This is a genomic window from Streptomyces venetus (assembly GCF_039540295.1).
Taxonomy (GTDB): Bacteria; Actinomycetota; Actinomycetes; order Streptomycetales; family Streptomycetaceae; genus Streptomyces; species Streptomyces venetus.
This window is the reverse complement of record NZ_BAABET010000001.1, coordinates 611,156-636,993: the sequence shown is the minus strand read 5'-3', so window position 1 is coordinate 636,993 and position 25,838 is coordinate 611,156. Positions and strand designations below refer to the sequence as shown.

The following is a 25,838-nucleotide window of genomic DNA, read 5'->3' as shown; positions in this document are numbered from 1 at the left end:
GCACGACTCCTGTCAACATTCCGAGTTTCTGAATTAAATGACCTCAGGTGACGCGCCCAGCGGATCGCGATAGAGCACGTCGAGCGCCACCGAACCACCCGCCACGGCCAGGACGGAATCCGGGAAACTGGTCGGTGACACGGTCGCGGCGCGGCCGGCTTCGACCTCTTCGCGCAACGCGGTCAGGCAGTCCTCCCGGTACATGATCCCGATCTCCGTCACGACCACCCGTTCCGGATTGAGCACGTCGAGCAGCAGCCCCACCGCACGCCCGACCCTCCGGGACCGCTCCAGCAACAGCCGTACGGCCACCGGGTCACCGGCCGCGGCGGCGCCGACCACGTGCATCGGGTTCACTCCGTCGACGACCCCCGCCTCGCGGGCCTGCCGGCACAGCGTCCGCTCGCTCAACTCGGCCTGGAGGCAGCCCACCCGGCCGCAGTCGCAGCTCTCCGTGCCGCCCGGCACCGGCAGATGGGCGATGGCCCCCGCCTGCGAGCGCGGCCCGTGGTGCACCTCGTCGTGGGTGGCGAACGCCGCGTCCACCACGTTGCCCGCGAACAGGTGCAGCACGCTGCGGCTGCTCCGCGCCCCGCCGAACAGGCGCTCCGCGTTGACCAGCGCCCGCGCGTGCCCGTCCACATGGACCGGCAGCCCGGTGTGCCCGCCGAGCACCTCCCGCACCGGCACCTCGCGCCAGCCCAGCAGGGGATGCTCGACGACGGTGCCCGAGTCCCGGTCCACCCAGCCGCCCGCCGCGAAACCGACGCCCAGCGCCGTGCTGCCGGGAGCCCCGGCGAGCAGCGCCCGCAGCCCGTCGGCGGCCCGGGCCAGCACCTCCGCGGGCTCGGTGCGTCCGTGTTTCACCTCGCGCCGGGCCACCACCCGCCCGCGCAGATCCAGCAGCGCGACCGTGGTGTACGGCACCGCCACGTGCACTCCGCCGACCACGAACCGGGAGTCGTCCAGGTCGACCGGCAGATGCGGTCGCCCCACGCCCCGGGACCGGCGCGGCACGGCGGACTCGCGGATGAGCCCCAACTCGGCGAAGCGGGCACAGTAGTCGGTCACCGACGCCGGCGACAGGCCGGTCAGCCGGGCTATGGTGCTGCGCGCGACCGGCCCGTGCTCCAGCACGGACCGCAGGACGACACTGGCGCTGGTGCGGCGCCGGTCGCTGTCGGCGACACGGGGAATGGGGGACGTCAGAAGGGGAGCCGCGGTACGAGGCATGGGAGTCTTCCTGGGGCCGGTCCGACACTGCGCCGTCTCGATCGGCGAGCCGGATCCGCTCCGCCCCGCCTCACACCGGGCGGCGACAGGTGGCCGTGCCCTGGCGCCGCAGGTCGACGTAGCGACGCGACGAGAAGTACCGGGCCTGGGCAACCATGTCCGCGACGCTAGCAAAACGGCCCGGGGCTGCCCAGACGGTGACCGACGGGCGAGACGGCGGGCCCGGCGCCTTTGGCGGGAACCGACAGTTGCCCCACGGCCGGGCTCCCGTGCCGGACGCCACCTCACCACCGTGACTGGCGTCACGCCGCGCTCGGTGTACGGCCCACTCTTTGTCCGGAGCCGACCAACAGCCGGTTCGCGCCTTTGTCGATCGCTGACGGTGATCGGGGCGGGGACGCTGGGATAGCGTCACGGTGTCCCATCGGCCCTCACCCTCGCGGAGTCCCCATGAGCACCGCTGCCGCCACACCCGCCCGCACCGGACAGGTCCTCGCCGACCTGCTCCCCGCCTCCCGTGTCCGGGACGCGGCCCTCGTGCTCGGCGGCGCCGCGCTCACCGGCATCGCCGCCCAGATCGCCGTGCCCGTCCCGGGCTCCCCGGTGCCGGTGACCGGACAGACCTTCGCCGCGCTGCTCGTCGGCACGGCCCTCGGCGCCGGCCGCGGCTTCCTCTCGCTCGCGCTGTACGCCGTGGCCGGCCTCGCCGGCATGCCGTGGTTCGCGTCCGCCACCTCCGGTGTCGCGCCGTCGTTCGGCTACATCCTCGGCATGATCCTGGCCTCCACCGTGGTGGGCGCCCTGGCCCGCCGCGGCGCCGACCGCTCGATGCTGCGCATGGCGGGCACGATGCTGGTGGGCGAGGCGATCATCTACGCCATCGGCGTGCCCTACCTGGCCCTCGCCACCGGCATGTCCGCCGCCGCCGCGATCGCGGCCGGGCTCACGCCGTTCCTGATCGGCGACGTGCTGAAGGCGGCGCTGGCCATGGGAGCCCTGCCGACGGCCTGGAAGTTCGCGAACAAGCGCTGACGTCGCGGACGTCGAAGACGTCGCCGAGGCCCGCCGGGGAGAGCTTCCCCGGCGGGCCTCTCGCGTGTGCTCAGAACAGGTCTGGGCCAGAACATGTGTGTGCTCAGAACATGTGTGGGCTCAGACCACCGAGGGCCGAATCAGCCCTCCTGCCGCGCCGGCCGCCGCCGCTGCGACCACCACATTCCGGCCGCGCCCGCCGCGAGCAGCGAGGCGCCGGCCGCGCCCAGCGGCAGCAGGTCACGGGCCGGACCGGTCCTCGGCAGTTCCTTACCGGTCTTCGGCAGTTCCTCGCGGTCCGGTGACTTGGGCTTGTCGGGAGAGACGGGCTCGTTGTCGGTGCCGAGCAGCAGGGGCGTCGCCGGAGCGTCCGGCGACGGGTTGGTCGTGCCGAACGGCACCGGGCCCTGCTGCCAGAAGGTCTTCTTCCCGTCGCTCGTCTGGACGGGCAGGCAGATCTTCCCGGTCTTGCCCAGGTCGTATGTCGCGTCGACGGCGTACGACTTCGACTTACCGGCGGCGAGATTGTCGATCGGGCAGCTGAAACCGCTGTTCGATCCCTCCGGAAGATTGTTCTCGGCTATAGTCGAGCAGCCCTGGACGTTCTTGACGGTGAGTCCGTCGAAACCGACGACCAAAAGCCTGATCTTCCCGCTGTCCTTGCTCCCCTCGTTCTTCACCGTGGCGGTGAGCGACGTCTTTTCGGAGCTGTTGTCGACCGAGATCCTCCTGGGCAGCAGCGTGGTCAGCTTCACCCCCGCAGGCGCCTCGTCAACGGCCTTTCCTCCCTTGCCGCTCGCGGGCCCTTCGTCTTCCGCTCCGGCGGTTCCGGAAAAGATCACCAGTGCCGAGAAAGATGCGGCCACCAGCGATCCCGCGACCGCCACCGTACGACGAGAACTCATGTTCGTCCCCCCTTGCGTCCCCCTGGACTGCGCCTGAATTCGCAGCACTGAAAGAGGTACCACAAGATTTCCCCGCACTATCCTGGTACGGCACGAAGTGTGACCGTTGTGTTTCACTGGGAGCCGGTCGCGGCGTCGTGGAGGGGGTGCAGCGGATTGCCGGGGAATGCGAACAGTGGCGGTGTTCCAGGGATATTGGTGACGGGGCGCTATCGGCTGGTCGAAAGTATCGGCCAGGGGGGAATGGGACGGGTGTGGCGAGCCGCCGACGAAATACTCGACCGGCAGGTCGCCGTCAAGGAAATGCGTATCGACGGCCTGGACGCGGAGGACAGCGGGACGCGCCGTGAACGCACCCTGCGCGAGGCCAGGGCCACGGCCCGGATCGACCACCCCAACGTCGTACGGGTCTACGACGTGGTCGACGAAGGCGAACGCCTGTGGATCGTCATGGAGTTGGTCGCCGGCCGCTCCCTCGAACGGATCCTCGCGCAGGAGGGCCCGCTGAGCCCCCGCGAGACGGCGCGGATCGGGCTCGGGCTGGTCGCGGCGCTGCGGCAGGTCCACGCGGGGGGAGTGCTGCACCGGGACATCAAGCCCGGGAACGTGCTGGTCGAGAACGGGGGAGGGGCGGCCGGATCCCGACGGGTCAGAGGCCTGGTATCCGGCCAGGGCCCGGGCCCCCGTCCTGCTGAACGGCGAGTCGTCCTCACGGACTTCGGCATCGCCGCGATCCAGGACGCCAAGGCGCTCACCATGGTCGGCATGCTGGTCGGCTCGCCCGACTACATGGCGCCCGAGCGCATCTCCGGCCACCCGCAGGGCCCGCCCTCCGACGTCTGGTCCCTCGGCGCCACGCTCTGCGCGGCCCTCGGCGGCCGTTCCCCCTTCGCCCGTGAGACCACGCTGGCGACCCTGCACGCGGTGCTGTACGAGGAGCCCGAACTCCCCGCCGCGTCGGGCCCGTTGCGCGGCATCCTCACCGCCCTCCTGGCGAAGGACCCGTCGACCCGCCCTGGCTTGGAGGACCTGGAAACGGCCCTGGAACCGGTGGCGTTCCCGGAGCCGCCGGCGACGATGCCGGGACCGGCACCGGCACCGGCACCGGCACCGGAGCCAAGGCCAGGTCCAAGTGCAAATCCAGGTCCAGGTCCAGCGCTGAGGCCGACGCCGGACCCGTCACGGGACGGGGAGCCGGAACCGGAGCCCGGCCCGGAGGCACGGCCGTCGTACGAACCGGCCCGGGACCATGCCGCGGCGCCACAGTCCCCTCGGCGACCGGGCCCACAGGACCCCCGCCGCCCGGCCCCCGCCCCCGGAGCGGCACCACCCCAGCAGCCCGAGCACGCTGCACCCACCCCCACGCTCACGCCGGGCACAGCAGCACCGCCCATCCCCGCGACACCCATCGGACCCGCGGCGAAAGCCCAGCCGAGCACCCACCCGTCAACTGGCCCCGCCCCTGCGCACCACGGTCCCAGCCCCGTCTCCCTCGCCCGGGCCCGGGCGGCGACCGAGGGCCGCCCCCACCCCACGCCCCCTGCGATGCCGCCGGGTGAACTCCCGGGCCCGGCCGCCCCGGCCGCCACCCGCCCCCGCGCGGGCCACCGCCGTACGGTGCTCGCCGCCGTGGCGGCCACGGTCGCGACAGCCGGTGCCGTCGTGGGGATCCTGCTGGCGGCGCAGTCGGGCCCACCGGGCGACGGCGAGCCCCGCGCAGGCTCCTCGGCGTCTGCCCCGCCCACCACGGGCCCCACCCCCGCCCCCTCACCCACCGTCGAGGGCACCACCAGGCCCCGAAGCCTGCCGCCCGGCGCGCACCGGGAGGCCGGCGGGTTCGCCTGGTCGACACCGGACGGCTGGCGCAGGGACGTGAAGACGGGCGCGGAGGTGCACTACACCTCCCCGGACGGCGCGCAGGAACTGGTCGGCAAGTCGTCGCTGGCGCGTGGCGACCTGCTGGAGACCTGGCAGACCTCGGAGCGCAACGCCCACCAGGGCGAGGACTACCGCAAGATCCGCCTGGAGGAGACGACGTTCCGCGGCCACCCGGCGGTGGTCTGGGAGTACACGTTCACGCTGAAGGGCGTCGGCTGGCACGCCCGTCTGCTCGGCTTCAACGTCGGCGGCAAGTCCTACCAGGTCAACACCTGGTACGAGTCGAGCATCGAAACGGCTGCTTTGGCCACCTACGAGCGGGTGAAGGACAGCTTCACCGTGCTGTAGGGACCGCTCGGGAAAGAGCGGGAAAAAGGAGGGGGCCTGCGGTGCGGGTCCTGGAAGGACGCGCACCGCAGGCCCCGCGAACCGAGGGCATGCGCCCGGCGGTCAGCCGGCCGGGACCTCGTCCCGGGCCTGCGCGGCTTCGGCGGCGCGCCGCCTGCCGCGCGTCTTCTCCTTCACGAAGGCGATGACGAGGACGACCGCCGCGACGAGCAGCGACAGCAGGATGGTGGTGCGCCCGTCGTGCTCGGTGTCGGTGAGCATGTAACCGAGGATGAACACGATCAGCCCGGCCGTGGCCCAGGTCAGGTACGGGTACAGCCACATCTTCACGACGAGCTTCTCCGGCGCCTCGGCCTGGATGATCTTCCGCATCCGCAGCTGGGAGAAGCAGATCACCAGCCACACGAACAGGGCGACCGCTCCCGAGGAGTTCACGAGGAACAGGAAGACGGAGTCCGGGAACTTGTAGTTGAAGAAGACGGCGACGAAGCCGAACAGGACGGACACGAGGATCGCCGTGCGCGGCACACCACGGCCGGTCGTCCGCGCGAAGCCCTTCGGGGCGTCGCCGCGCTGGCCGAGCGAGAAGGCCATGCGGGAGGCGGTGTAGAGGCCGGAGTTGAGACAGGACAGCACCGAGGTCAGCACGATGAAGTTCATGATCTGGCCGGCGTGCGGAATGCCGAGGGAGTCCAGCGCGGCGACGTAGGAGCCGTCGTCGGTGATGGACTTGCTGTCCCACGGGAGCAGGGAGACCACGACGAGGATCGAGCCGAGGTAGAAGACGGCGACACGCCAGATGATGCTGTTGGTGGCCTTGGTGACGGCCTGCTGCGGGTTCTCGGACTCACCGGCGGCCAGGGTGGCGATCTCGCTGCCCATGAAGGAGAAGACGACCAGGAGCACACCGGTGAGGATGGCGCCCGCGCCGTGGGGCAGGAAGCCGCCGTGCGCGGTGAGGTTGCTCAGTCCGGCCTGCTCGCTGTCGACGCCGGGAAGCAGCCCGAAGACGGCCAGTCCGCCGATGACGATGAACGCGGCGATCGCGACGACCTTGATCCCGGCGAACCAGAACTCGAACTCGCCGTACGACCCGACGGAGACCAGGTTGGTGGCGGTCAGCACCAGCATCACGATCAGGGCCCAGCCCCACTGCGGCACGGCCGGTATCCAGCCCTCCAGGATCACCGCGCCGGCGGTCGCCTCGACCGCGAGCACGACGACCCAGAAGAACCAGTACAGCCAGCCGATGGAGAACCCGGCCCAGGATCCGAGCGCGCGGTCGGCGTGCGCGGAGAAGGACCCGGAGGTCGGGTTGGCGGCCGACATCTCGCCCAGCATCCGCATCACCAGCACGACGAGCGTGCCGACGAGGGCGTAGGAGAGGAGGATGCCGGGGCCGGCGGTGGCGATGCCGGAGCTGGATCCGACGAAGAGGCCGGCTCCGATGACACCGCCGATGGCGATCATCGACAGGTGCCGGTTCTTGAGGCCGGCCTGCAGTCCGGAGTCGTGGGCTCCGCCGCTGCCGCCGGGGCCGCCGGGTTCTCCGGGGCCGCGATCGTTTCCAGTCGTCTTCGTCGTCGGCTGCGAGGTCATGGAACGGATTTCCTTTGCGCCGGGGGGCTGTACTTGTACGGACCGCACGAGCCGCACGAACGGGGTGTGTCGTGGTGTGACGGCGTACAGAGGCTCGTACGAGCGGTGTACGAGCCGGTCCAGTGAATCGGAGGCGAACGAATAGGAGAACCTTTGAATCCAGATTGTTACTTGAGGTTTTCCTGAGCTTCCGTAATGCGCCTCACATTCGGCTCAGGTTTTCGTGAGCGCCACCCCGCGCACCTTCCCCGAAACCCCCGTGTCACACTCATCCCATGCGCGTGTACCTCGGCTCGGACCATGCGGGCTACGAACTCAAGAACCACCTCGTCGAGTGGCTGAAGGCGGCGGGTCACGACCCCGTCGACTGCGGCCCGCACATCTACGACGCCCAGGACGACTACCCGCCGTTCTGCCTCCGCGCCGCGGAGCGCACGGCCGCCGACCCCGACGCCCTCGGTGTCGTCATCGGCGGTTCCGGCAACGGCGAGCAGATCGCCGCGAACAAGGTCAAGGGCGTCCGCGCGGCCCTCGCCTGGAGCGAGGAGACGGCCGGGCTCGGCCGCCAGCACAACAACGCCAACGTCGTCGCCGTGGGCGCGCGCATGCACTCGCAGGACGAGGCGACGAAGTTCGTCGAGGTCTTCCTCAGCACGCCGTTCTCCGGTGACGAGCGTCACATCCGGCGCATCGACATGCTCAAGAGCTACGAGACGACCGGCGACCTGCCCCCCATCCCCCCGCACCACCCCCAGCAGTAACGGGACCGCTCCCCTGCGCACACGGGCCAGGGGGGCGACGCGGCGTCCGGGCGCAGGTCCGCTCCGGGCGCTGGGGCAAGGCGACGATCACTGGAGAGACCCGTGCCGGAAGGCCACACCATTCACCGGCTGGCCCAGGACTACGCCGCCGCCTTCCTCCACACCACCCCGCGGACGACCAGCCCGCAGGGCAAGTTCACCCCCGCCGCCACCCTCCTCGCCGGCGCGGAACTGACCCGCACGGAAGCCCACGGCAAGCACCTCTTCCTCGGCTTCCGCGACACCGACTGGGTCCACATCCACCTCGGCCTCTTCGGCAAGGTCACCTTCGGCCCGGCCCCCGCGCCCCCGCCCACCGACACCGTCCGCCTGCGCCTCGCGAACGACACGGCGTACGTCGACCTCCGCGGCCCCACCACCTGCGCCCTGATCACACCCCCGGAGAAGCAGGCGATACACGACCGCCTCGGCCCCGACCCGCTCCGTGACGACGCCGACCCGGACACCGCGTACCGCCGCATCGCCCGCAGCCGTACGACGATCGCCGCTCTCCTCATGGACCAGAAGGTCATCGCCGGCGTGGGGAACGTCTACCGCGCGGAGGTCCTCTTCCGGCACCGCATCGACCCGTACCGCGCGGGCAGGGACATCACCCCGGCCGAGTGGAAGGCCGTCTGGACCGACCTGGTCGAGCTCATGCACGAGGGCGTCCGCAACAACCGCATCGACACCGTCCGCCCGGAACACACCCCGGAGGCGATGGGCCGGCCGCCCCGCGTGGACGACCACGGCGGTGAGGTGTACGTCTACCGCCGGGCCGACCTGCCCTGTCACATCTGTGGCGGCGAGATCCGCACCGCCGATCTCGCCGCCCGCAACCTCTTCTGGTGCCCGGGCTGCCAGCGCCGCTGAACACCCCGCCGGGTCAGAACCCGTGCGGCAGCCACGGCGCCACGCCGGTCCCGAACCCCAGCGAGGCCTCCGCCACCGCCCCCCGCCGCACCTCTCGTACCCGCCCCGCGGCCGCCAGCGCCGAGAGGCTCACCCCGCCGAGATACACCGCCCCCAGCTCCCGCACGGACAACGCGACGTCCGCCGCGTCCGTCGTACGCGCGCAGGACGCCCCCTTCGCATCGCCGCTGAGCCGCCAACGCCCGGCGTTCCAGGGGCAGAACGCGTCCTCCACCTCGAACACCACGTCCACCGGCGCCTGATAGGTCCGGGCCTCCAGCGCGGCGCCCACCTCCACCGGACGCACATAGAGCGAATCCCGCAAGCGCGGCAGGCACCGCCGTATGTCGGACACCAGGTACTGCCACGTGTCGTCGACGGGCCGCCCGTACATCACCAGCTTCGACGTCAGGTCGATACCGAACAGGAAGCTCCACAGCGCGGCGTCCGCCGCCGGGTCCAGCGCGGCCGAGTCCTTCAGCATCACCGTGCCCTCCGGCCCGGCCGGTTCCCAGCTCGGCTTGACGCGGTACCGGGCGTACCCGACCGTCTCGCCGTCCCGCTCGGCGAGGACGCACTGCAACGGCGACGCGCCCTCCCGCTGGCTCTCCGGATCGAGCACCCCGAGCCGCTCCCAGCCGGGCTGCCGGGCCAGCATCCCCGGCCGCGACGGCACCAGACGCGCGTACACGGCCTCGCACGCGCCGAGCACTTCGGTCGGGTCGGCGTACCGCACCCGCACCTCGTCCGTGCCCGCGGGCAGGGACGGCAGGCGCACCCGGCTCGTGTCGATCTCGGCGTTCAGATGGAAGGAGGCGGCGCCGTATCCGAAGCGCCCGTAGATCGCCGGTTCGGAAGCCGTGAGCACGGCCAGCGGCTCGCCCCAGGACCGGACGTCGTCCAACTGCCGCCGCATCATCGACGTCAGGACCCCGCGCCGCCGGTGCGTGGCGGCCACGCTCACCATCGTGACGCCCGCGGCCGGCACCGAGGCCCCGCCGGGCACGGTGAGCCGGAAGCCGAACGCCCCCGCCGTCCCCACGCACTCGGCCCCGTCCCACACCCCGAGTGAACGGTCGAACTCGGTCAGCGAGTTCCACAACTCCCGCTCCTCGGCGGCCTCCGGCACCCCGCCGAAGCCCCGTATGAGGGTGTCGTACCACTTGTCCCAGTCGTCCTGCCGAAGCACCCGCGGGGTCGCCGCGGAACCGGCCGAGTCAGTCGCCATGGGCCATGCCTACCAGGGCAATGCGGGACGAGCGAGGGAATTTCCCCCGGGCGGCGGCGGGGCGGCACGTGGTGAAGTTCACTGTGAAGTCGGCCCTCGGACGGGGGACAAGTGGGACCTCCCGTGCCAAGCGGCTGGTCCGATGGATAGGGTCCCGAACTAATGGCATCAGGACGAGAGCGGCGCGCGGAAGCCGACACGTTCACGGCCCGGTTGAAGAAGCAGTGGCACCGGGCCCGCGTCGGCGTGCGCCGAGCCGCCGTGGACTACTTCCGCGGCGACGGCTCGGACTGGATCGCCCTGGCCGGACTGTTCCTGACCGTCCCGCTGATCGCCGCGGCCACGCTGGCGAACTCGGTGTGGTTCTCACCGGCCGCGCTGGTCCTGCCGGTCGTCGTGGGCGGCCTGTTGCTGCGCCCGGCGAGCCTGCTCGGCCTGTACGCGGCGGCGGCCACCGCGCTGATCGTGGAGTCGGTGCGGCTGGGCCCGTACACGGAGGGCCCGTCCAGGGTCACCCCGGGCGTGGTGCTCGTGGTCGCGGCCTGCGGCTTCTTCGGGCTGCTGCTGGCCCAGTTCCGCAGCCGGGTCGGTGTGCCCTGGCGGCGCGGCGGCACCATGCTCTTCGACCTGCGCGAACGCATCCGGGTGCAGAGCAAGCTGCCCGACCTGCCCGACGGCTGGCACCGGGAGATGGCCCTGCGCCCCGCCGGCGGCCAGTCCTTCTCCGGCGACTTCGTCGTGGCGGCGCGCACCAACGGCGGCCGTACGCTCGAGGTCGTCCTCACCGACGTCTCCGGCAAGGGCATGGACGCGGGCTCCCGCGCTCTGCTGCTGTCCGGCGCCTTCGGCGGCCTGCTGGGCTCCCTGCCGCCGCACGCCTTCCTCCCCGCCGCGAACGGCTACCTGCTCCGCCAGGACTGGGACGAGGGCTTCGCGACCTCCATCCACCTCGTCCTCGACCTGGACTCCGGCGACTACGAGCTCTACTCCGCCGGGCATCCGCCAGGCCTGCAACTCAGCGCCGGCAGCGGCCGCTGGGAGGAGAAGGCGGCCGAGGGACCGCTCCTCGGGGTGTACGACGGTGCCCAGTTCGATCCGGTGAAGGGCTCGCTGCGGCCGGGTGACGTACTGATGCTGTTCACGGACGGCCTGGTGGAGACCGCCGACCGCGACATCGTCGAGGGCATCGACCGCCTCACCGGCGAGGCCGACCGCTACGTGCCCGGCGGCTTCCACGGCGCCGCCTGGCACCTCATCGAGGCAGTGGCCAAGGACGTCAACGACGACCGGGCCCTGCTGCTGATCTGCCGAGAGGGCCCGACGGCCGCCGCCATCCGCTGAGGCGGGTGCCCGGGCGGCGCTGCGCGGGGGGACACTGGGGCGGTGACCGAGACACCCCGCACCCCGCTGCCCCTGGCCCAGGTCGAGGCCACCGCCCGCGCCGCGCACGCCGGCCAGACCGACAAGGCGGGGCGGCCGTACGCCGAGCATCTGCGCGCCGTCGCGGAGGGGGTACGGGCCAGGGGCGGTGACGAGGAGCAGATCGCGGCGGCCTGGCTGCACGACGCCGTCGAGGACGAGGCGCTGTCGCCGGAGTGGCTGCGCGAGGCGGGCTTGAGCAGCCGTACCAAGGACATCGTCCTCGCGGTCACCAAGCGGTCCGGGGAGCCGCCCGAGGCGTACGCCGCGCGCATCCTCGCCACGCCCGGCGCGCTGCTGGTGAAGGAGGCGGACCTGGCGCACAACGCGGACCCGGCCCGCCTCGCGGTCCTCGACGCGGACACCCGGACACGACTGACCGAGAAGTACGCACGGATGCGCGTACTTCTCGGTCTCGTCAGGTGAGTTCCGCTCCGGCCGTCAGGCGCTGACCTTCTCGCGTTCGCGCCGCTCGGAGCTCTGGCGTTCGCGGGCGAGTTCGGCCGCGTCCCGCTTGAAGGCCCACTCCATCTTCGGCTCCATCGCGAACCGGAACACGCGCTGCACCGGCTTGGTGCACAACACCGTCACCACGGCGGCGGCGAGGACGGTCACGGCGATCTCACCGAGCGGCTGGTGCAACCAGGTCGCCTCGAACCAGCCCTGGTAGTCGCCGGCCTTCACCAGGAAGCCGTGCAGCAGGTAGCCGTAGAGCGTGCCGGCGCCGAGGGCGGTGAACCACATGTGGCGGCGCGGCACCCAGGCGAAGAAGCACGCGGTCAGTACCAGGGAGCAGCCGAACATCGCGAGCACCATGACCGGGCCGGTCCACCACGGGGCGCCCAGCTCCTGCGCGGCGTCCCGGTGGTAGAACCACGCGGTGTTCATGCGCGGCACCGCCCACCAGCTGAAGGCCAGCGCGACGGCGAACACGGGCACCGAGGCGATCCGCACCGACCGGCGGCGCACCATCTGGAAGTGCTCGGGCTTCATCACCAGGCCCAGCACGAAGAACGGCAGGAACTGAAGGACGCGCTGGAGGTCCAGGTCGTCACCGATCTCGGGGGAGACGGTCGCCAGCATGGCGAGGCCGAGCGCGAGCGGCAGCGGCCAGCGCGCCACCTTCCAGATGGGGGTGGTCAGCCGCCAGATGAACAGCGCGACCAGGAACCAGGTCAGGTACCAGGGATCGAGGAGGCTGATCTCCTGACTCGGGTCGTTGTCGATCCAGCGCTTGAAGAGCGGGTAGGCCGTCTCGAAGACGACGTACGGCACGGCGACGCCGGTGATCAGGCGCTTCAGCCGGTCGGGCCGCATGTCGAAACTGCGCGAGAAGTAGCCGGAGATGATGATGAACGCCGGCATGTGGAACGCGTAGACGACCTGGTACGCGGCCTCGAGGATCCGGCTGTCGCCCTTGAGCGGCTCCCAGGCGTGGCCCATGGCCACCAGCGCGATGGCGAGGTACTTGGCGTTGTCGAAGAACGCGTCGCGCTGCTTGCCGTTCTGCGGGCTCTGCGGGCTCTGCGGGCTCTGCGGCGAGCGCGGGCTCGGCACTCCGTCGGCCGATGACCGGGCCGGGGGGAGTGGCGCCTTGCGGTCGCCGTTCGGTCGCAGCGAGTTCGTCACAGACCCTCCCACCAGGAGTTCGGGAAGACGATCCGGGACCTCGCTGCGCGTGCGGGGGACGGGGCAGCGTGGAACATCTGAGGCACCCTAGCGTTCCCTGCGGCTATTCGTAAAACGCCGGACGTTAATCCTGGCTATTCGCTGTGAGTACCCCGGATTACGGGTAGTTGACATCACTGTCGGCGTGATGGCCGACACATCGTCCGAGGGTGGATTGCGTCCACGGCGTAGGCCCTCCTTGTCGGCATACTTCCGGACTAAGCAGTGCATAAGACCAGCAGGCGACTCTGGTGGAATGTCCGCCTCCGCCCCCCTTCGGCGCCTGCTCACAGGGTCGTTGGGAAGCCCGTGGCGGCAATTCGAATTAGCTGCGAACGCGTTGTGTGGATACGGAAACGACCGAGGTGAATTCCCAGCCCGGGTGGTGTCTCGAATTGCCGTACGAGTCTCCGCCGTTGGGATCCTGCCGTCGGGCCCGCGACACACCTGGTACCCGAGGTTCCGGACAGGGGTGAGGTGGTCGATGCGTCACCGGCCGCATAGCGGGGCCGGGTTGGTGGCACGATGGTTCTGGCGGGGGTGCGCGGGGTCGCGTCCCCGGGCCGGGAGAGCGGACCGACCTAGGGTGTGATCAGTTGTGGCCATTTCACTGTCTGTGGTGCTGCTGTTGGCGATCATCCTTGTGGTGTTGCTGAGAGGCGGCTCCATCAAGGCCGGTCCCGCGATCGTGGCGGTCCTCTTCGGCTTCTTCCTCGCCTCGACCGGCATGGCCGACGACATCCAGCGGTTCCTCAACTCGATAGCGGAGACCATCAACTCCATCAGCTTCTGACCGGGAGGAGCGCGCCCCCTCCAGAGCCCCGCGCGGCGGGTCTCCGGCGCGGGCGGATACGCTCGCCCCGACCACAGGACGGTGCGTGACGGGGGGAACGTACGGGGATGGCGCTGCGCGATTCCGACCCGGCGGAAGTGGGCGGCTACCGCATCGAGGACCGCCTCGGCTCCGGCGGCATGGGTGTGGTCTACCTGGCCCGCTCGGCCTCCGGCCGGCGCCTCGCGATCAAGGTCGTGCACGGCCAGTACGCCGACGACGACGAGTTCCGCGCCCGGTTCCGCCGCGAGGTGGCCGCCGCACGCCAGGTCAGCGGCGCTTTCACGGCACCGGTCGTGGACGCGGACGCGGGCGCCCCGCGCCCCTGGATGGCCACCCTCTACATCCCCGGCGCCGACCTCGGCACCCACATCCGCCGGCACGGCCCGCTCCCGCCGCCCCGCCTGCGCGAACTCGCCGCGGGCCTCGCCGAGGCGCTGCGCGACATTCACCGGGCCGGAGTCGTCCACCGCGACCTGAAGCCGGCCAACGTGATGCTCGCCGACGACGGCCCCCGCGTCATCGACTTCGGCATCTCCCGCGCCGCGGAATTCGCCGCCGCAGAGGTCCTCACCCAGACCGGCCGCGTGATGGGCACCCCGCCCTTCATGTCCCCGGAACAGTTCGCCTCCCCCCAGGACGTCGGCCCCGCCGCCGACGTCTTCTCCCTCGGCTCGGTCCTCACCTACGCCGCGACCCGCCGCGGACCGTTCGACAGCCCGAGCCCCTACGAAACGGCCCTGCGGGTCGTCGAGGGCGAACCGGAACTCTCCGGCGTACCGGACGAACTGCTTCCGCTCCTGCGCCTCTGCCTGGAGAAGCACCCCAAGTCCCGCGTCACCGCCGACGAACTCCTGACCCTGCTGCGCGACGGCCACGCCCCCGCCCCGCGCCCGGCACCGGAGAGCCCGAGGACCGACCCGGTCCGCCCCGGGGCCCCGGCCCCGTCCCGCCGTTCGGCGTCCGAGGGCCTGAGGACCGACCCGGTCCGCCCCGGGGCCCCGGCCCCGTCCGGCCGCCCGGCGAGCCGAGGAGCCGAACCCGTTCGTGGCGGGACCCCGGCGACCCGTTCCGGCGACGCAGCGCCCGAGCCCACCCGGCCGTCCGGCGGCCGCGCACGCCGGTACCTCCTCGCCGCGGCCGTCATGGCGGCCCTGACCGCCGTACTGGCCGTCACCACCGTCGTCCTCACCGACGCCCTCGGCCGCGACAGCGACTCCGCCCCCTCACCGGTCCCCGCCGCCCGCAGCGACCTCCCCGCGGGCTGGAAGCCCTGGGCCACCACGGCGAAGGCCCCCGAGGGCAGCGAGCGCGTCCTGGGCGGGTCCGACAGCCCCCTCGCGGGCTGCGCCGCCGTCGACACCTCCCTGGTCTGTGCCGGCGCCTACCTCACGGCGACCCGCTTCGGTCTCGCCGACGGCCGCAACACCTGGTCCATGCCCGTCGACCCCACACCCGACGCGAGCTTCGGCGACGAGGGCGCGATCATCGGCACCGGCGACGGCCGCGTCTACGCCTACGAGGCCGACGAGCGGGACGCGGCGAACGGCATATGGAGCAGCTACCGGGTCCTCGCCCTGGCCCCCGGCAGTGGCAAGGTGCTCTGGCGGACCCCGACCGGCAGCGGATTCATGGCCACGGCCCCCGACAGCACGCAGGGCGCGTCCACGGCCGTGCCCGAGGGGGTCATCACCCTCTACGGACCCCAGGGCGACGAGTACGCCCTGCTCGACGCCGGGACCGGCGAGGTCCGCTGGAAGCGCCCCAAGCCGGACGACCGGGGCGACTGCCTGCTGCGCACCGCGGCCGACCGCGCCTACCTCATCTGCGCGACCTCGCCGGAAGACCGCGAAGCCGCCCGTACCACCGTCTCCCAGCTCGACCCGGCCACCGGAAAGGCCCGCTGGTCCGTCGAGATCAAGGGCGCCGCGGACGTCCTCGGCCAGCACGACGGACGCCTGGTGCTCGCGGACGCCTTCACCACACGAAGCGGTCTGACCCTGATCGACGTCTCCTCGCACGTGCTCACCGTGCGCCGGCTCGCGCAGCCCCGGCCCGAGGACGCGAACGTGTACCTGGTCCGCGGAACGCTCTACTTCACCCGGAGCAGCGGCGGCGTCCGCGCGGTCTCCCCGAGCACCGGCCGGACGCTGTGGGAGTCCAACTCCACCGTGGAGCAGCAGGGCCCGCCGACCGCCTCCGCCACCCACGTGTACTTCGCGTCCCCCAGCGGCCGCCTGGCCGCCCTGGACACGGGCACCGGCGAGGTCGAGGACACCCGGCCCGGCCGCGACGACGGCGGCCGCGTCGACAGCGCGCTCGTCACCTCCGGAGCCCCGCCGGTCCTCGTCGGCGACGCCCTGTACGTCCCCTACGGCGTCCGCTCCGTCTACACGGTGGACGTACGCGACCTCTGAGCCGGGAAGGTCCCGGACAACACGTCGGGCCCGGTCCACGGGGACCGGGCCCGAGCCGTACCGAGCGGGCGACCAGCCCTCAGACGGTCGCCTGCGGCTGCCGCAGCGAGACGGCCCTCACCGCGGAGCCCGAGACGAGCACTCCTGACAGGGCGATCAGACTGGTCAGGATGTCCTGGACCTGTGCCGCCGGGGCGTAGACGATCACGATGACGACGAGCAGGGCCGCCCAGTCCCTCGGGCGAGCGATTGACAGAACAGAGCGGGTGGGAACCACACTCATAGCGGTACCTCCTGGTACTCGGTGCCCGCCCCACCGATCAGCCGCCAAGCCCGTTCGGTGGTGCGGGCCTCCTGCTTGGCACCCATAGTGGCGCCTGAACCGGCAGGAGATATTTCAGAGCGCCTCGGACAAGGCCCACGGTCCCCCGGACGGGCGAATGCCCCGGGTACGCGGAAGGCCCGGGGAGAGGAAAACAACCTCTCACCCGGGCCTTCGGCCTTCAGAGCGGGCGACGGGAATCGAACCCGCGTAGCTAGTTTGGAAGACTAGGGCTCTACCATTGAGCTACGCCCGCACGGCATGCGCCGCAGGTCGGGTGACCGCGGCACAGAAGGCATCGTAGCGGGTCGGACCCCTCCGCCGCACACCGCATTCCGGCCCGGGCCGACGAGGCGGAGCCCCGGTGGAAATGCGGCGGCCACACCGCCCGTCGGCATGTACCCTACGTGTCGCACCAGACGGGGTGTGGCGCAGCTTGGTAGCGCGTCCGCTTTGGGAGCGGAAGGCCGTGGGTTCAAATCCCGCCACCCCGACCAGCCACCCGATCACCTCGCGTGATCGCCCATCGGATCACTTATGTGATCGCCTTTTGGGCGGTGTAGTCGCTGCCGTTACTATGCAAGCTGCACGCCCGTGTGTCTCAGCGTCTGAAGTCCTCCGGGCGGCGAAATCCGCCGGGCCGTTCTGGCCCCGGCAGAAACCAAGAAGTCAGCCACAAGGAGACCGAACCGTGAAGAGCGCCGTGGAGACCCTGAACCCGACTCGGGTTCGGCTCACTGTCGAGGTGCCCTTCGAGGAGCTCAAGGACAGCCTCGACGCGGCGTACAAGAAGATCAACCAGCAGGTCACGGTGAAGGGCTTCCGCAAGGGCAAGGTCCCGGCCCGGGTCATCGACCAGCGGTTCGGCCGCGGTGCGGTTCTGGAGGAGGCCGTCAACGACGCGCTTCCGAAGTTCTACACCGACGCGGTCAACGAGGCCGAGCTCAACGTGCTCGGCCAGCCCGAGGTCGACATCACGGAGCTGAAGGACGGCGAGACGCTGAACTTCACCGCCGAGGTCGACATCCGCCCCTCCATCGAGATCCCGGACTTCTCCGGCATCGAGGTCGAGGTCGACGCCGTCGAGGTCACCGACGAGGACGTCGCGAAGGCGGTCGAGGAGCTCCGCGAGCGCTTCGCCTCCACCTCCCCGGTCGAGCGCGCCGCCGAGGACGGCGACGTCGTGACGATCGACCTGGAGGCCAAGGTCGACGGCGAGGTCCTGGAGGACGGCGTCGCCGACGGCGTCTCCTACACGATCGGCTCCGGTGAGCTGCTGGACGGCATCGACGACGCCGTGAAGGGCCTGGAGGCCGGTGGCGAGGCCACCTTCACCTCCGAGCTCAAGGGCGGCTCGGCGGCCGGCAAGGAGGCCGAGGTCACCGTCAAGGTCACCCAGGTCGCCGCCCGCGAACTGCCCGAGCTGGACGACGAGTTCGCGCAGCTCGCCTCCGAGTTCGACACCATCGAGGAGCTGCGCGCCGACAGCCGCAAGCGCCTGGAGAACATGAAGCAGTACGACCAGGCCACGCAGGCCCAGGAGCGTGTCCTGGAGAAGCTGCTCGAGCTGGTCGAGGTCCCGGTCCCCGAGAAGCTGCTCGAGGACGAGGTCAACACCCGCAAGCACAACCTGGAGCACCACCAGCTCGGCCAGATGGGCCTCGACCTCGCGAAGTACCTGGAGATCCAGGGCAAGACCGAGGAGGAGTTCGAGACCGAGACCCGTGAGGCCGCGGTCAAGGGCATCAAGACCCAGTTCGTGCTCGACGAGCTCGTCAAGCAGGAGAAGCTCAACGTCAACCAGGAGGAGCTCACCGAGCACCTCATGCGCCGCGCCGCTTCCTCCGGCATGTCCCCCGACCAGTTCGCCCAGGCCGTCGTCGAGGGCGGCCAGGTTCCGCTCCTGGTCGGCGAGGTCGCCCGCGGCAAGGCCCTGGCCGTCGTGGTCGAGAAGGCCACGGTCAAGGACACCAACGGCGAGGTCATCGACCTGGACGACGAGGACGAGGAGACCGAGGCCCCCGAGGCCGAGGCCGCCGAGACCACCGAGTCCGCCGAGGAGAAGACCGAGGGCTGAGCCCCCGGCACCGCGTAGATCGTAGGAAGGCCCCGGGTGTGAAACCCCGGGGCCTTCTTGTCACCCGCGGGGGCAGCGCCCTCAGGGGCGCGGGGAACTGCGCGCCAAGCCCCCACGCGCCCGCAGCCGCCCACGGCCCGAAACCACCCCGGCCCCGCCGCGCAGCGCTACGCCCCCGGCGAACACTCCCATCTCCGGGATTCCCCGAAGGGACCCGCGCGTTAGGGTCCATGAATACGAGGGCAGTGGAGTCTGCGAACGGCTCCAGCCCCGCAGGGAAACGTGAGACGGCCCGGCGCCGTCGTAAGACGAGCAGGTGGATACGTGACGAATCTGATGCCCTCCGCCGCCGGCGAGCCTTCCATTGGCGGAGGCCTCGGCGACCATGTCTACAACCGGCTGCTCAACGAGCGGATCATCTTCCTCGGCCAGCCGGTCGACGACGACATCGCGAACAAGATCACCGCACAGCTGCTGCTCCTTGCCGCCGACCCGGACAAGGACATCTACATGTACATCAACAGCCCGGGCGGTTCGATCACGGCCGGCATGGCGATCTACGACACCATGCAGTACATCAAGAACGACGTGGTGACCATCGCCATGGGCCTCGCGGCCTCGATGGGCCAGTTCCTGCTCAGCGCGGGCACCCCCGGCAAGCGCTTCGCCCTGCCGAACGCCGAGATCCTGATCCACCAGCCCTCCGCGGGCCTGGCCGGTTCGGCGTCGGACATCAAGATCCACGCCGAGCGGCTGCTGCACACCAAGAAGCGCATGGCCGAGCTCACGTCCCAGCACACCGGCCAGACGGTCGAGCAGATCACCCGCGACTCGGACCGCGACCGCTGGTTCGACGCCTTCGAGGCCAAGGAGTACGGCCTCATCGACGACGTGATTCCCACGGCCGCCGGTATGCCGGGCGGCGGCGGCACCGGGGCCTGAGCGGGCCCACGAGGCTCCCAGAGCCCCGTAGGACCCCACCTGGCCCCGTGCGGGGCCCAGGACGCCCCAGCAGCCCCAGCCGACCGCCTCAGCCCCTTTCAGGAGACACCGTGAACCACTTCCCCGGCAGCGGCCTCTACGACCGCATGAGCGCCGTGCAGGACATGAGCGACTCACAGGGCCGCTACACCGGACCGCAGGCCGAGTCCCGCTACGTCATCCCGCGCTTCGTCGAGCGCACCTCGCAGGGCATCCGCGAGTACGACCCGTACGCGAAGCTCTTCGAGGAGCGCGTGATCTTCCTCGGCGTCCAGATCGACGACGCCTCCGCCAACGACGTCATGGCGCAGCTGCTGTGCCTGGAGTCGATGGACCCCGACCGTGACATCTCGGTCTACATCAACAGCCCCGGCGGCTCCTTCACGGCGCTCACCGCGATCTACGACACGATGCAGTACGTGAAGCCGGACATCCAGACGGTCTGCATGGGCCAGGCCGCCTCCGCCGCCGCCGTCCTGCTGGCCGCCGGTACGCCGGGCAAGCGCATGGCCCTGCCGAACGCGCGCGTGCTGATCCACCAGCCGTACAGCGAGACCGGCCGCGGCCAGGTGTCCGACCTGGAGATCGCCGCCAACGAGATCCTCCGGATGCGCTCGCAGCTGGAGGAGATGCTCGCCAAGCACTCCACCACGCCGGTCGAGAAGATCCGCGAGGACATCGAGCGCGACAAGATCCTCACGGCCGAGGACGCGCTGAGCTACGGGCTGATCGACCAGATCATCACCACCCGGAAGATGGACAACTCGAGCCTGCGCTGAGGCGAGAGGCTGTATCGTCTGCCGCCCCTTGGCACGGTTTGGCACGGTCCACGTCAAAGTGAACCGCGCCAAGGGGGGCCCGAACGAGGGGCCCGGCAAGGTACCGTCGGACATAAGGCAGCACCAGGAGTCCGCTGGACGTCGGCGTCCAGGAGTCTCCCAGGCGAAGGGGAAGCACACCGTGGCACGCATCGGTGACGGCGGCGATCTGCTCAAGTGCTCGTTCTGCGGCAAGAGCCAGAAGCAGGTCAAGAAGCTCATCGCAGGGCCCGGTGTGTACATCTGCGACGAGTGCATCGATCTCTGCAACGAGATCATCGAGGAAGAGCTGGCCGAGACCAGCGAGGTCCGCTGGGAGGAACTCCCGAAGCCTCGCGAGATCTACGAGTTCCTCGAGGGGTACGTGGTGGGCCAGGAGGCCGCCAAGAAGGCCCTCTCGGTCGCGGTGTACAACCACTACAAGCGCGTCCAGGCCGGCGAGAACGGCGGGGGGAACGGCCGTGACGACGCCATCGAGTTGGCGAAGTCCAACATCCTCCTGCTCGGCCCCACGGGCTCCGGCAAGACCCTCCTCGCGCAGACCCTCGCGCGCATGCTGAACGTCCCCTTCGCGATCGCCGACGCCACGGCGCTCACGGAGGCGGGATACGTCGGCGAGGACGTCGAGAACATCCTGCTCAAGCTGATCCAGGCGGCCGACTACGACGTCAAGAAGGCCGAGACCGGGATCATCTACATCGACGAGATCGACAAGGTCGCGAGGAAGAGCGAGAACCCCTCGATCACCCGCGACGTGTCGGGCGAGGGCGTCCAGCAGGCACTGCTGAAGATCCTGGAGGGCACCACGGCCTCGGTCCCGCCGCAGGGCGGCCGCAAACACCCCCACCAGGAGTTCATCCAGATCGACACGACGAACGTGCTGTTCATCGTGGGCGGTGCCTTCGCCGGTCTTGAGAAGATCATCGAGGCCCGGGCCGGCGCCAAGGGCATCGGCTTCGGCGCGCAGATCCGCTCCAAGCGCGAGATGGAGTCCAAGGACCAGTTCCAGGAGGTCATGCCGGAGGACCTGGTCAAGTTCGGCATGATCCCCGAGTTCATCGGCCGTCTGCCGGTCATCACCTCGGTCCACAACCTGGACCGCGAGGCCCTGCTCCAGATCCTCGTCGAGCCGCGCAACGCCCTGGTGAAGCAGTACCAGCGCCTCTTCGAACTCGACGGCGTGGAACTGGACTTCGAGCGCGAGGCCCTGGAGGCCATCGCCGACCAGGCCATCCTCCGCCAGACCGGCGCGCGTGGCCTCAGGGCCATCATGGAGGAGGTCCTCCAGGGCGTGATGTACGAGGTCCCGTCCCGCAAGGACGTGGCCCGGGTCGTCATCACGGCGGACGTCGTCCAGTCGAACGTCAACCCGACGCTGATCCCGCGGGACGCGCGCGGACGCGGCCCGGGCGAGCAGAAGACGGCCTAGTACGGCCCGTCACCCACCGCACGCGAAAGGCGCCCGGCACTGTTGCCGGGCGCCTTCGTCGTGTCCGGCGTCAGGCCGCGACGCGGACCTCCTTGCGGACCTTGGTCGTCAGGTCGACCGCCACGTCCTTGGTGACGCCCTGCGCCGCGTCACCCGGCGACACGATGGCGATGGTGCTGTAGTCGGCCCACGCGCAGAACCAGTTGGTCTTCTCCTTCTTGGTCAGCCGGTCCTGAGCCTTGGCCGACTGGCACTTCATGACCGCGCCGTCGAGGTCGACCGCCTCGGGCTCGCCGATCACCTCGGGCTTGCCGGACCCGGTGGCGGACTCCTTCTCGGCCGACTTCTTGAAGTTGGCGAAGAACAGGTCCAGCGTCGCCTCCGGGTCGGAGATCTCGCCGTAGGCGCCGGCCATCGTGAGCGTCTTGGCCGTCGCCAGCTTCGCCGCGGACGACGGGTCGTCGGGGTCGTAGTCGCTCAGGTCCACCGTGTTGTAGATGCCCGCCGCGGACTTGGCGTTCTTGACGCCGCTCTTCTCCAGCTCCGCCGTCGAGTCGCTGCCGGCGGACGCCCCGTCCTTCGTGCTGCGCTTGTAGTCGGTGAGCACGGTCGCCGGCGTCGTCAGCTTGTGCGGCCCGTCGTCCTCCAGGCCACCACCGCCGCCGATCACGAAGTAGGCGCCCACGGCGATCGCGGCGACAACCGCGACAGCGCCGATGACGATGCCCGTCTTCTTCTTGCCGCCGCCCGGGGGCGGGGGCTGGGGGACGCCGTACTGGGGCTGCTGGCCGTAGGGCGGCTGCTGACCGTACTGGGGCTGCTGGCCGTAGGGGGCCTGCTGGGGCGGGACGCCCTGCGGGGCCTGCTGCGGGTAGCCGTAACCGGGCTGGGCCGGAGGGGCCTGCTGGGGGTAGCCGTAGCCGGGCTGGGGCGCCTGCGGCGGCTGGCCGTACGGACCCGGCTGGCCGTACGGACCGGGCTGCTGAGGCTGCCCGCCGTACGGGCCCGGCTGGTTGTAGCTCATGTTCTGGGTTCCCCTCCAGATGCTTGTGCGTTCGAGACATCCTGGCGCAGACCCGCCGTGTGCATGGCATCGGGCCCCCCACCGTTACAAACGAAACGCGTTTCGGGACACGGACGTGACGCCTCTAAACTGACCCCCGTGACCGAGAACGCTCAGCAGCAGCCACCAGCGCCCAGCACCGACCTGCCGACCCAGTACGCGCCGGCCGACGTAGAGGGGCCGCTGTACGAGCGCTGGGTAGAGCGGGGTTACTTCGAGGCGGACGAGAAGAGCGAGAAGCCGCCGTACACCGTCGTCATCCCGCCGCCGAACGTCACGGGCTCGCTCCACCTGGGGCACGCCTTCGAGCACACCCTCATCGACGCCCTGACCCGTCGCAAGCGCATGCAGGGGTACGAGACGCTGTGGCAGCCCGGCATGGACCACGCCGGCATCGCCACGCAGAACGTCGTCGAGCGGGAGCTCGCCAAGGAGGGCAAGTCCCGGCACGACCTGGGCCGTGAGGCCTTCGTCGAGCGCGTCTGGCAGTGGAAGGGCGAGTCCGGCGGCCAGATCAGCGGCCAGATGCGCCGCCTCGGCGACGGCGTCGCCTGGTCCCGCGAGCGCTTCACCATGGACGAGGGCCTCTCCCAGGCCGTCCAGACCATCTTCAAGCGGCTCTACGACGACGAGCTGATCTACCGCGCCGAGCGCATCATCAACTGGTGCCCCCGCTGTCTGACGGCCATCTCGGACATCGAGGTCGAGTACCAGGACGACGACGGCGAGCTCGTCTCCATGAAGTACGGCGACGGGGACGACACCATCGTCGTCGCCACCACCCGCGCCGAGACGATGCTCGGTGACACGGCCGTCGCCGTCCACCCCGAGGACGAGCGCTACAAGCACCTGGTCGGCAAGACGGTCAAGCTGCCGCTGACCGACCGCTCCATCCCGGTCGTCGCCGACGAGCACGTCGACCCCGAGTTCGGCACGGGTGCCGTCAAGGTGACCCCGGCGCACGACCCGAACGACTTCGAGATCGGCCAGCGCCACGACCTCCCGGCACTGACGATCATGGACGAGCACGCGGTCATCACCGCCCACGGCCCCTTCCAGGGCCTGGACCGCCTGGAGGCCCGCTCGGCGATCGTCGCCGCGCTGCGCGCCGAGGGCCGGATCGTCGCCGAGAAGCGGCCGTACGTCCACTCCGTCGGCCACTGCTCGCGCTGCAAGACCACCATCGAGCCGCGTCTGTCCATGCAGTGGTGGGTCAAGGTCGGCCCGCTCGCCAAGGCCGCGGGTGACGCGGTCCGCGACGGGCGCGTCAAGATCCACCCGCAGGAGATGGAGAAGCGCTACTTCGACTGGGTCGACAACCTCCACGACTGGTGCATCTCGCGGCAGTTGTGGTGGGGCCACCGCATCCCGGTCTGGTACGGCCCGAACGGCGAGGTCGTCTGCGTCGGCCCCGACGAGCAGCCGCCCGGAACCGAGGCCGAGGGCTGGCGTCAGGACACCGACGTCCTCGACACCTGGTTCTCCTCCGGCCTGTGGCCCTTCTCCACGCTCGGCTGGCCCGAACAGACCGAGTCGCTCGCGAAGTTCTACCCGAACTCGGTCCTGGTCACCGGCTACGACATCCTCTTCTTCTGGGTCGCCCGGATGATGATGTTCGGCCTGTACGCGATGGACGGCACCCCGCCGTTCCACACCATCGCCCTGCACGGCATGGTCCGCGACCAGTTCGGCAAGAAGATGTCGAAGTCCTTCGGCAACGCGGTCAACCCGCTGGACTGGATGGACAAGTACGGCTCCGACGCCCTCCGCTTCACCCTCGCCCGCGGGGCCAACCCGGGCGTCGACGTCCCGATCGGCGAGGACTGGGTCCAGGGCTCCCGCAACTTCGCCAACAAGATCTGGAACGCGACGCGCTTCGCGATGATGAACGGCGCGACGATCGACGGCCCGCTGCCCGCCCCGTCGAAGATGTCCGCCACGGACCGGTGGATCCTCTCCCGCCTGAACAGCGTCGTCGCCGAAGTCGACGCGTTCTACGAGGACTTCCAGTTCGCCAAGCTCTCCGACGCGCTCTTCCACTTCGCGTGGGACGAGGTCTTCGACTGGTACGTCGAGCTGTCCAAGACGACGTTCCAGGCGGGCGGCGAGGCGGCCGAGGTCTCGAAGCGCGTCCTCGGCGAGGTCCTCGACGTCACGCTGAAGCTGCTGCACCCGGTGGTTCCCTTCGTCACCGAGACCCTGTGGACCACCCTCACCGGTGGCGAGTCGGTCGTCATCGCCGAGTGGCCGAAGGACAGCGGCTTCCGGGACGCCGGCGCCGAGCGCGAGATCGAGTCCCTCCAGTCGGTCATCACCGAGGTCCGCCGCTTCCGCGCCGACCAGGGCCTCCAGCCCGGCCAGCGGGTCCCGGCCCGCCTCACCCTGGACGGCACGCCGTTCGCCACCCACGAGGCCGCCATCCGCCAGCTGCTGCGCCTCCAGCCGGAGGGGGACGCGTTCACGGCCACGGCGACCCTCCCGGTCGCCGGCGCCGAGGTCGCCCTCGACCTCTCCGGCACGATCGACGTGGCGGCGGAGCGCAAGCGCCTGGCGAAGGACCTGGCGGCGGCGGAGAAGGAGAAGGCCCAGGCGACGGGGAAGCTCGGCAACGAGGCGTTCCTGTCGAAGGCCCCCGACCACGTCGTGGACAAGATCCGCACCCGCCTCGCCAAGGCGGAGGAGGACATCGCCCGCATCCAGTCCCAGCTGGAGAGGCTGCCGCAGGCGTAAGGGCGCGCACGGTGTCAGAGGCCCCCGGACCTGTCAGGCCCGGGGGCCTCTGACGTCGCTCAGGGGCACGCACCTGCTCTCTCGGGGGCGCGGGGCTGTATCGATCTGCGGCTCCGCCGCGTGGGCGCGACAAGTCACGACGAACCC

20 protein-coding genes and 2 tRNA genes are annotated in these 25,838 nt (G+C 70.6%); 14 read left to right on the top strand and 8 right to left on the bottom strand.

The annotated features are described in order from the left end of the window. Positions 1 to 33: 33 nt before the first annotated feature. Positions 34 to 1,233, bottom strand: coding sequence for an ROK family transcriptional regulator (locus ABEA82_RS02775; protein WP_345659702.1), 1,200 nt, complete (start codon positions 1,231 to 1,233; stop codon positions 34 to 36). Between the two features lie 450 nt (positions 1,234 to 1,683). On the opposite strand from ABEA82_RS02775, the gene ABEA82_RS02770 reads away from it, so the two are divergent. After that, a complete protein-coding gene (locus ABEA82_RS02770) occupies positions 1,684 to 2,265 on the top strand; it encodes a biotin transporter BioY (RefSeq protein ID WP_345659701.1) in 582 nt (193 codons plus the stop codon). A gap of 140 nt (positions 2,266 to 2,405) precedes the next feature. On the opposite strand, the gene ABEA82_RS02765 is transcribed toward ABEA82_RS02770, so the two are convergent. Continuing rightward, entirely contained in the window at positions 2,406 to 3,170 is a 765-nt protein-coding gene (locus tag ABEA82_RS02765; protein WP_345659700.1) for a hypothetical protein, read from the bottom strand. Between the two features lie 243 nt (positions 3,171 to 3,413). On the opposite strand from ABEA82_RS02765, the gene ABEA82_RS02760 reads away from it, so the two are divergent. Beyond that, entirely contained in the window at positions 3,414 to 5,396 is a 1,983-nt protein-coding gene (locus tag ABEA82_RS02760) for a serine/threonine-protein kinase (protein WP_425588468.1), read from the top strand. A 102-nt stretch (positions 5,397 to 5,498) separates the two neighbouring features. Here ABEA82_RS02760 and ABEA82_RS02755 read toward each other — a convergent pair whose 3' ends face one another. Continuing rightward, complete coding sequence (locus ABEA82_RS02755; protein ID WP_345659699.1) at positions 5,499 to 6,995, bottom strand: amino acid permease; 1,497 nt, start codon at positions 6,993 to 6,995, stop codon at positions 5,499 to 5,501. Between the two features lie 275 nt (positions 6,996 to 7,270). On the opposite strand from ABEA82_RS02755, the gene ABEA82_RS02750 reads away from it, so the two are divergent. Together ABEA82_RS02750 and ABEA82_RS02745 are read left to right on the top strand one after the other, a co-directional pair. Further along, complete coding sequence (locus ABEA82_RS02750; RefSeq protein ID WP_345659698.1) at positions 7,271 to 7,756, top strand: ribose-5-phosphate isomerase; 486 nt, start codon at positions 7,271 to 7,273, stop codon at positions 7,754 to 7,756. Positions 7,757 to 7,858: 102 nt separating this feature from the next. Next, positions 7,859 to 8,668, top strand: a complete 810-nt coding sequence (locus tag ABEA82_RS02745) for an Fpg/Nei family DNA glycosylase (protein WP_345659697.1) — start codon at positions 7,859 to 7,861, stop codon at positions 8,666 to 8,668. 13 nt (positions 8,669 to 8,681) lie between these two features. On the opposite strand, the gene ABEA82_RS02740 is transcribed toward ABEA82_RS02745, so the two are convergent. Further along, a complete protein-coding gene (locus ABEA82_RS02740) occupies positions 8,682 to 9,935 on the bottom strand; it encodes a GNAT family N-acetyltransferase (protein WP_345659696.1) in 1,254 nt (417 codons plus the stop codon). Positions 9,936 to 10,097: 162 nt separating this feature from the next. Between ABEA82_RS02740 and ABEA82_RS02735 the strand changes: the two genes are divergently transcribed. Together ABEA82_RS02735 and ABEA82_RS02730 are read left to right on the top strand one after the other, a co-directional pair. Continuing rightward, on the top strand, positions 10,098 to 11,276 hold the full coding sequence (locus tag ABEA82_RS02735) for a SpoIIE family protein phosphatase (protein ID WP_345659695.1): 1,179 nt from the start codon (positions 10,098 to 10,100) through the stop codon (positions 11,274 to 11,276). 42 nt (positions 11,277 to 11,318) lie between these two features. Next, entirely contained in the window at positions 11,319 to 11,780 is a 462-nt protein-coding gene (locus ABEA82_RS02730) for an HD domain-containing protein (RefSeq protein WP_345659694.1), read from the top strand. A gap of 15 nt (positions 11,781 to 11,795) precedes the next feature. Here the strand turns inward: ABEA82_RS02730 and ABEA82_RS02725 are convergent, their stop codons facing one another. Further along, positions 11,796 to 12,983, bottom strand: coding sequence for an acyltransferase family protein (locus tag ABEA82_RS02725; protein ID WP_345659693.1), 1,188 nt, complete (start codon positions 12,981 to 12,983; stop codon positions 11,796 to 11,798). 637 nt (positions 12,984 to 13,620) lie between these two features. Here ABEA82_RS02725 and ABEA82_RS02720 point away from each other — a divergent pair. Together ABEA82_RS02720 and ABEA82_RS02715 are read left to right on the top strand one after the other, a co-directional pair. Beyond that, complete coding sequence (locus ABEA82_RS02720) at positions 13,621 to 13,815, top strand: hypothetical protein (RefSeq protein ID WP_003990237.1); 195 nt, start codon at positions 13,621 to 13,623, stop codon at positions 13,813 to 13,815. Between the two features lie 107 nt (positions 13,816 to 13,922). Then, a complete protein-coding gene (locus tag ABEA82_RS02715) occupies positions 13,923 to 16,271 on the top strand; it encodes a protein kinase domain-containing protein (RefSeq protein ID WP_345659692.1) in 2,349 nt (782 codons plus the stop codon). 79 nt (positions 16,272 to 16,350) lie between these two features. Here ABEA82_RS02715 and ABEA82_RS02710 read toward each other — a convergent pair whose 3' ends face one another. Both ABEA82_RS02710 and ABEA82_RS02705 read right to left on the bottom strand, forming a co-directional pair. Then, positions 16,351 to 16,554 carry a hypothetical protein gene (locus ABEA82_RS02710; RefSeq protein WP_345659691.1) on the bottom strand — a complete coding sequence of 68 codons (204 nt, stop codon included), beginning with the start codon at positions 16,552 to 16,554 and terminating at the stop codon, positions 16,351 to 16,353. A gap of 224 nt (positions 16,555 to 16,778) precedes the next feature. After that, positions 16,779 to 16,849 (bottom strand) — tRNA-Gly (locus tag ABEA82_RS02705). A gap of 164 nt (positions 16,850 to 17,013) precedes the next feature. Here ABEA82_RS02705 and ABEA82_RS02700 point away from each other — a divergent pair. From ABEA82_RS02700 to clpX, 5 genes are all read left to right on the top strand, one after another. Then, a tRNA-Pro gene (locus tag ABEA82_RS02700) sits at positions 17,014 to 17,090 on the top strand. Positions 17,091 to 17,284: 194 nt separating this feature from the next. Further along, positions 17,285 to 18,670 (top strand): trigger factor, encoded by a 1,386-nt coding sequence (gene tig, locus ABEA82_RS02695; RefSeq protein ID WP_345659690.1) that lies wholly within the window; start codon positions 17,285 to 17,287, stop codon positions 18,668 to 18,670. A gap of 336 nt (positions 18,671 to 19,006) precedes the next feature. After that, positions 19,007 to 19,612: an ATP-dependent Clp protease proteolytic subunit gene (locus ABEA82_RS02690; RefSeq protein WP_052310444.1), complete on the top strand. Its 606-nt coding sequence runs from the start codon at positions 19,007 to 19,009 to the stop codon at positions 19,610 to 19,612. 110 nt (positions 19,613 to 19,722) lie between these two features. Then, a complete protein-coding gene (locus ABEA82_RS02685; RefSeq protein ID WP_003990232.1) occupies positions 19,723 to 20,430 on the top strand; it encodes an ATP-dependent Clp protease proteolytic subunit in 708 nt (235 codons plus the stop codon). Positions 20,431 to 20,611: 181 nt separating this feature from the next. Further along, positions 20,612 to 21,898, top strand: a complete 1,287-nt coding sequence (clpX, locus tag ABEA82_RS02680) for an ATP-dependent Clp protease ATP-binding subunit ClpX (protein ID WP_345659689.1) — start codon at positions 20,612 to 20,614, stop codon at positions 21,896 to 21,898. Between the two features lie 70 nt (positions 21,899 to 21,968). Here the strand turns inward: clpX and ABEA82_RS02675 are convergent, their stop codons facing one another. Next, positions 21,969 to 22,922, bottom strand: a complete 954-nt coding sequence (locus ABEA82_RS02675) for a hypothetical protein (protein ID WP_345659688.1) — start codon at positions 22,920 to 22,922, stop codon at positions 21,969 to 21,971. A 138-nt stretch (positions 22,923 to 23,060) separates the two neighbouring features. Here ABEA82_RS02675 and ABEA82_RS02670 point away from each other — a divergent pair, with 138 nt between their 5' ends. Then, on the top strand, positions 23,061 to 25,691 hold the full coding sequence (locus ABEA82_RS02670; RefSeq protein ID WP_345659687.1) for a valine--tRNA ligase: 2,631 nt from the start codon (positions 23,061 to 23,063) through the stop codon (positions 25,689 to 25,691). Positions 25,692 to 25,838 lie beyond the last annotated feature (147 nt).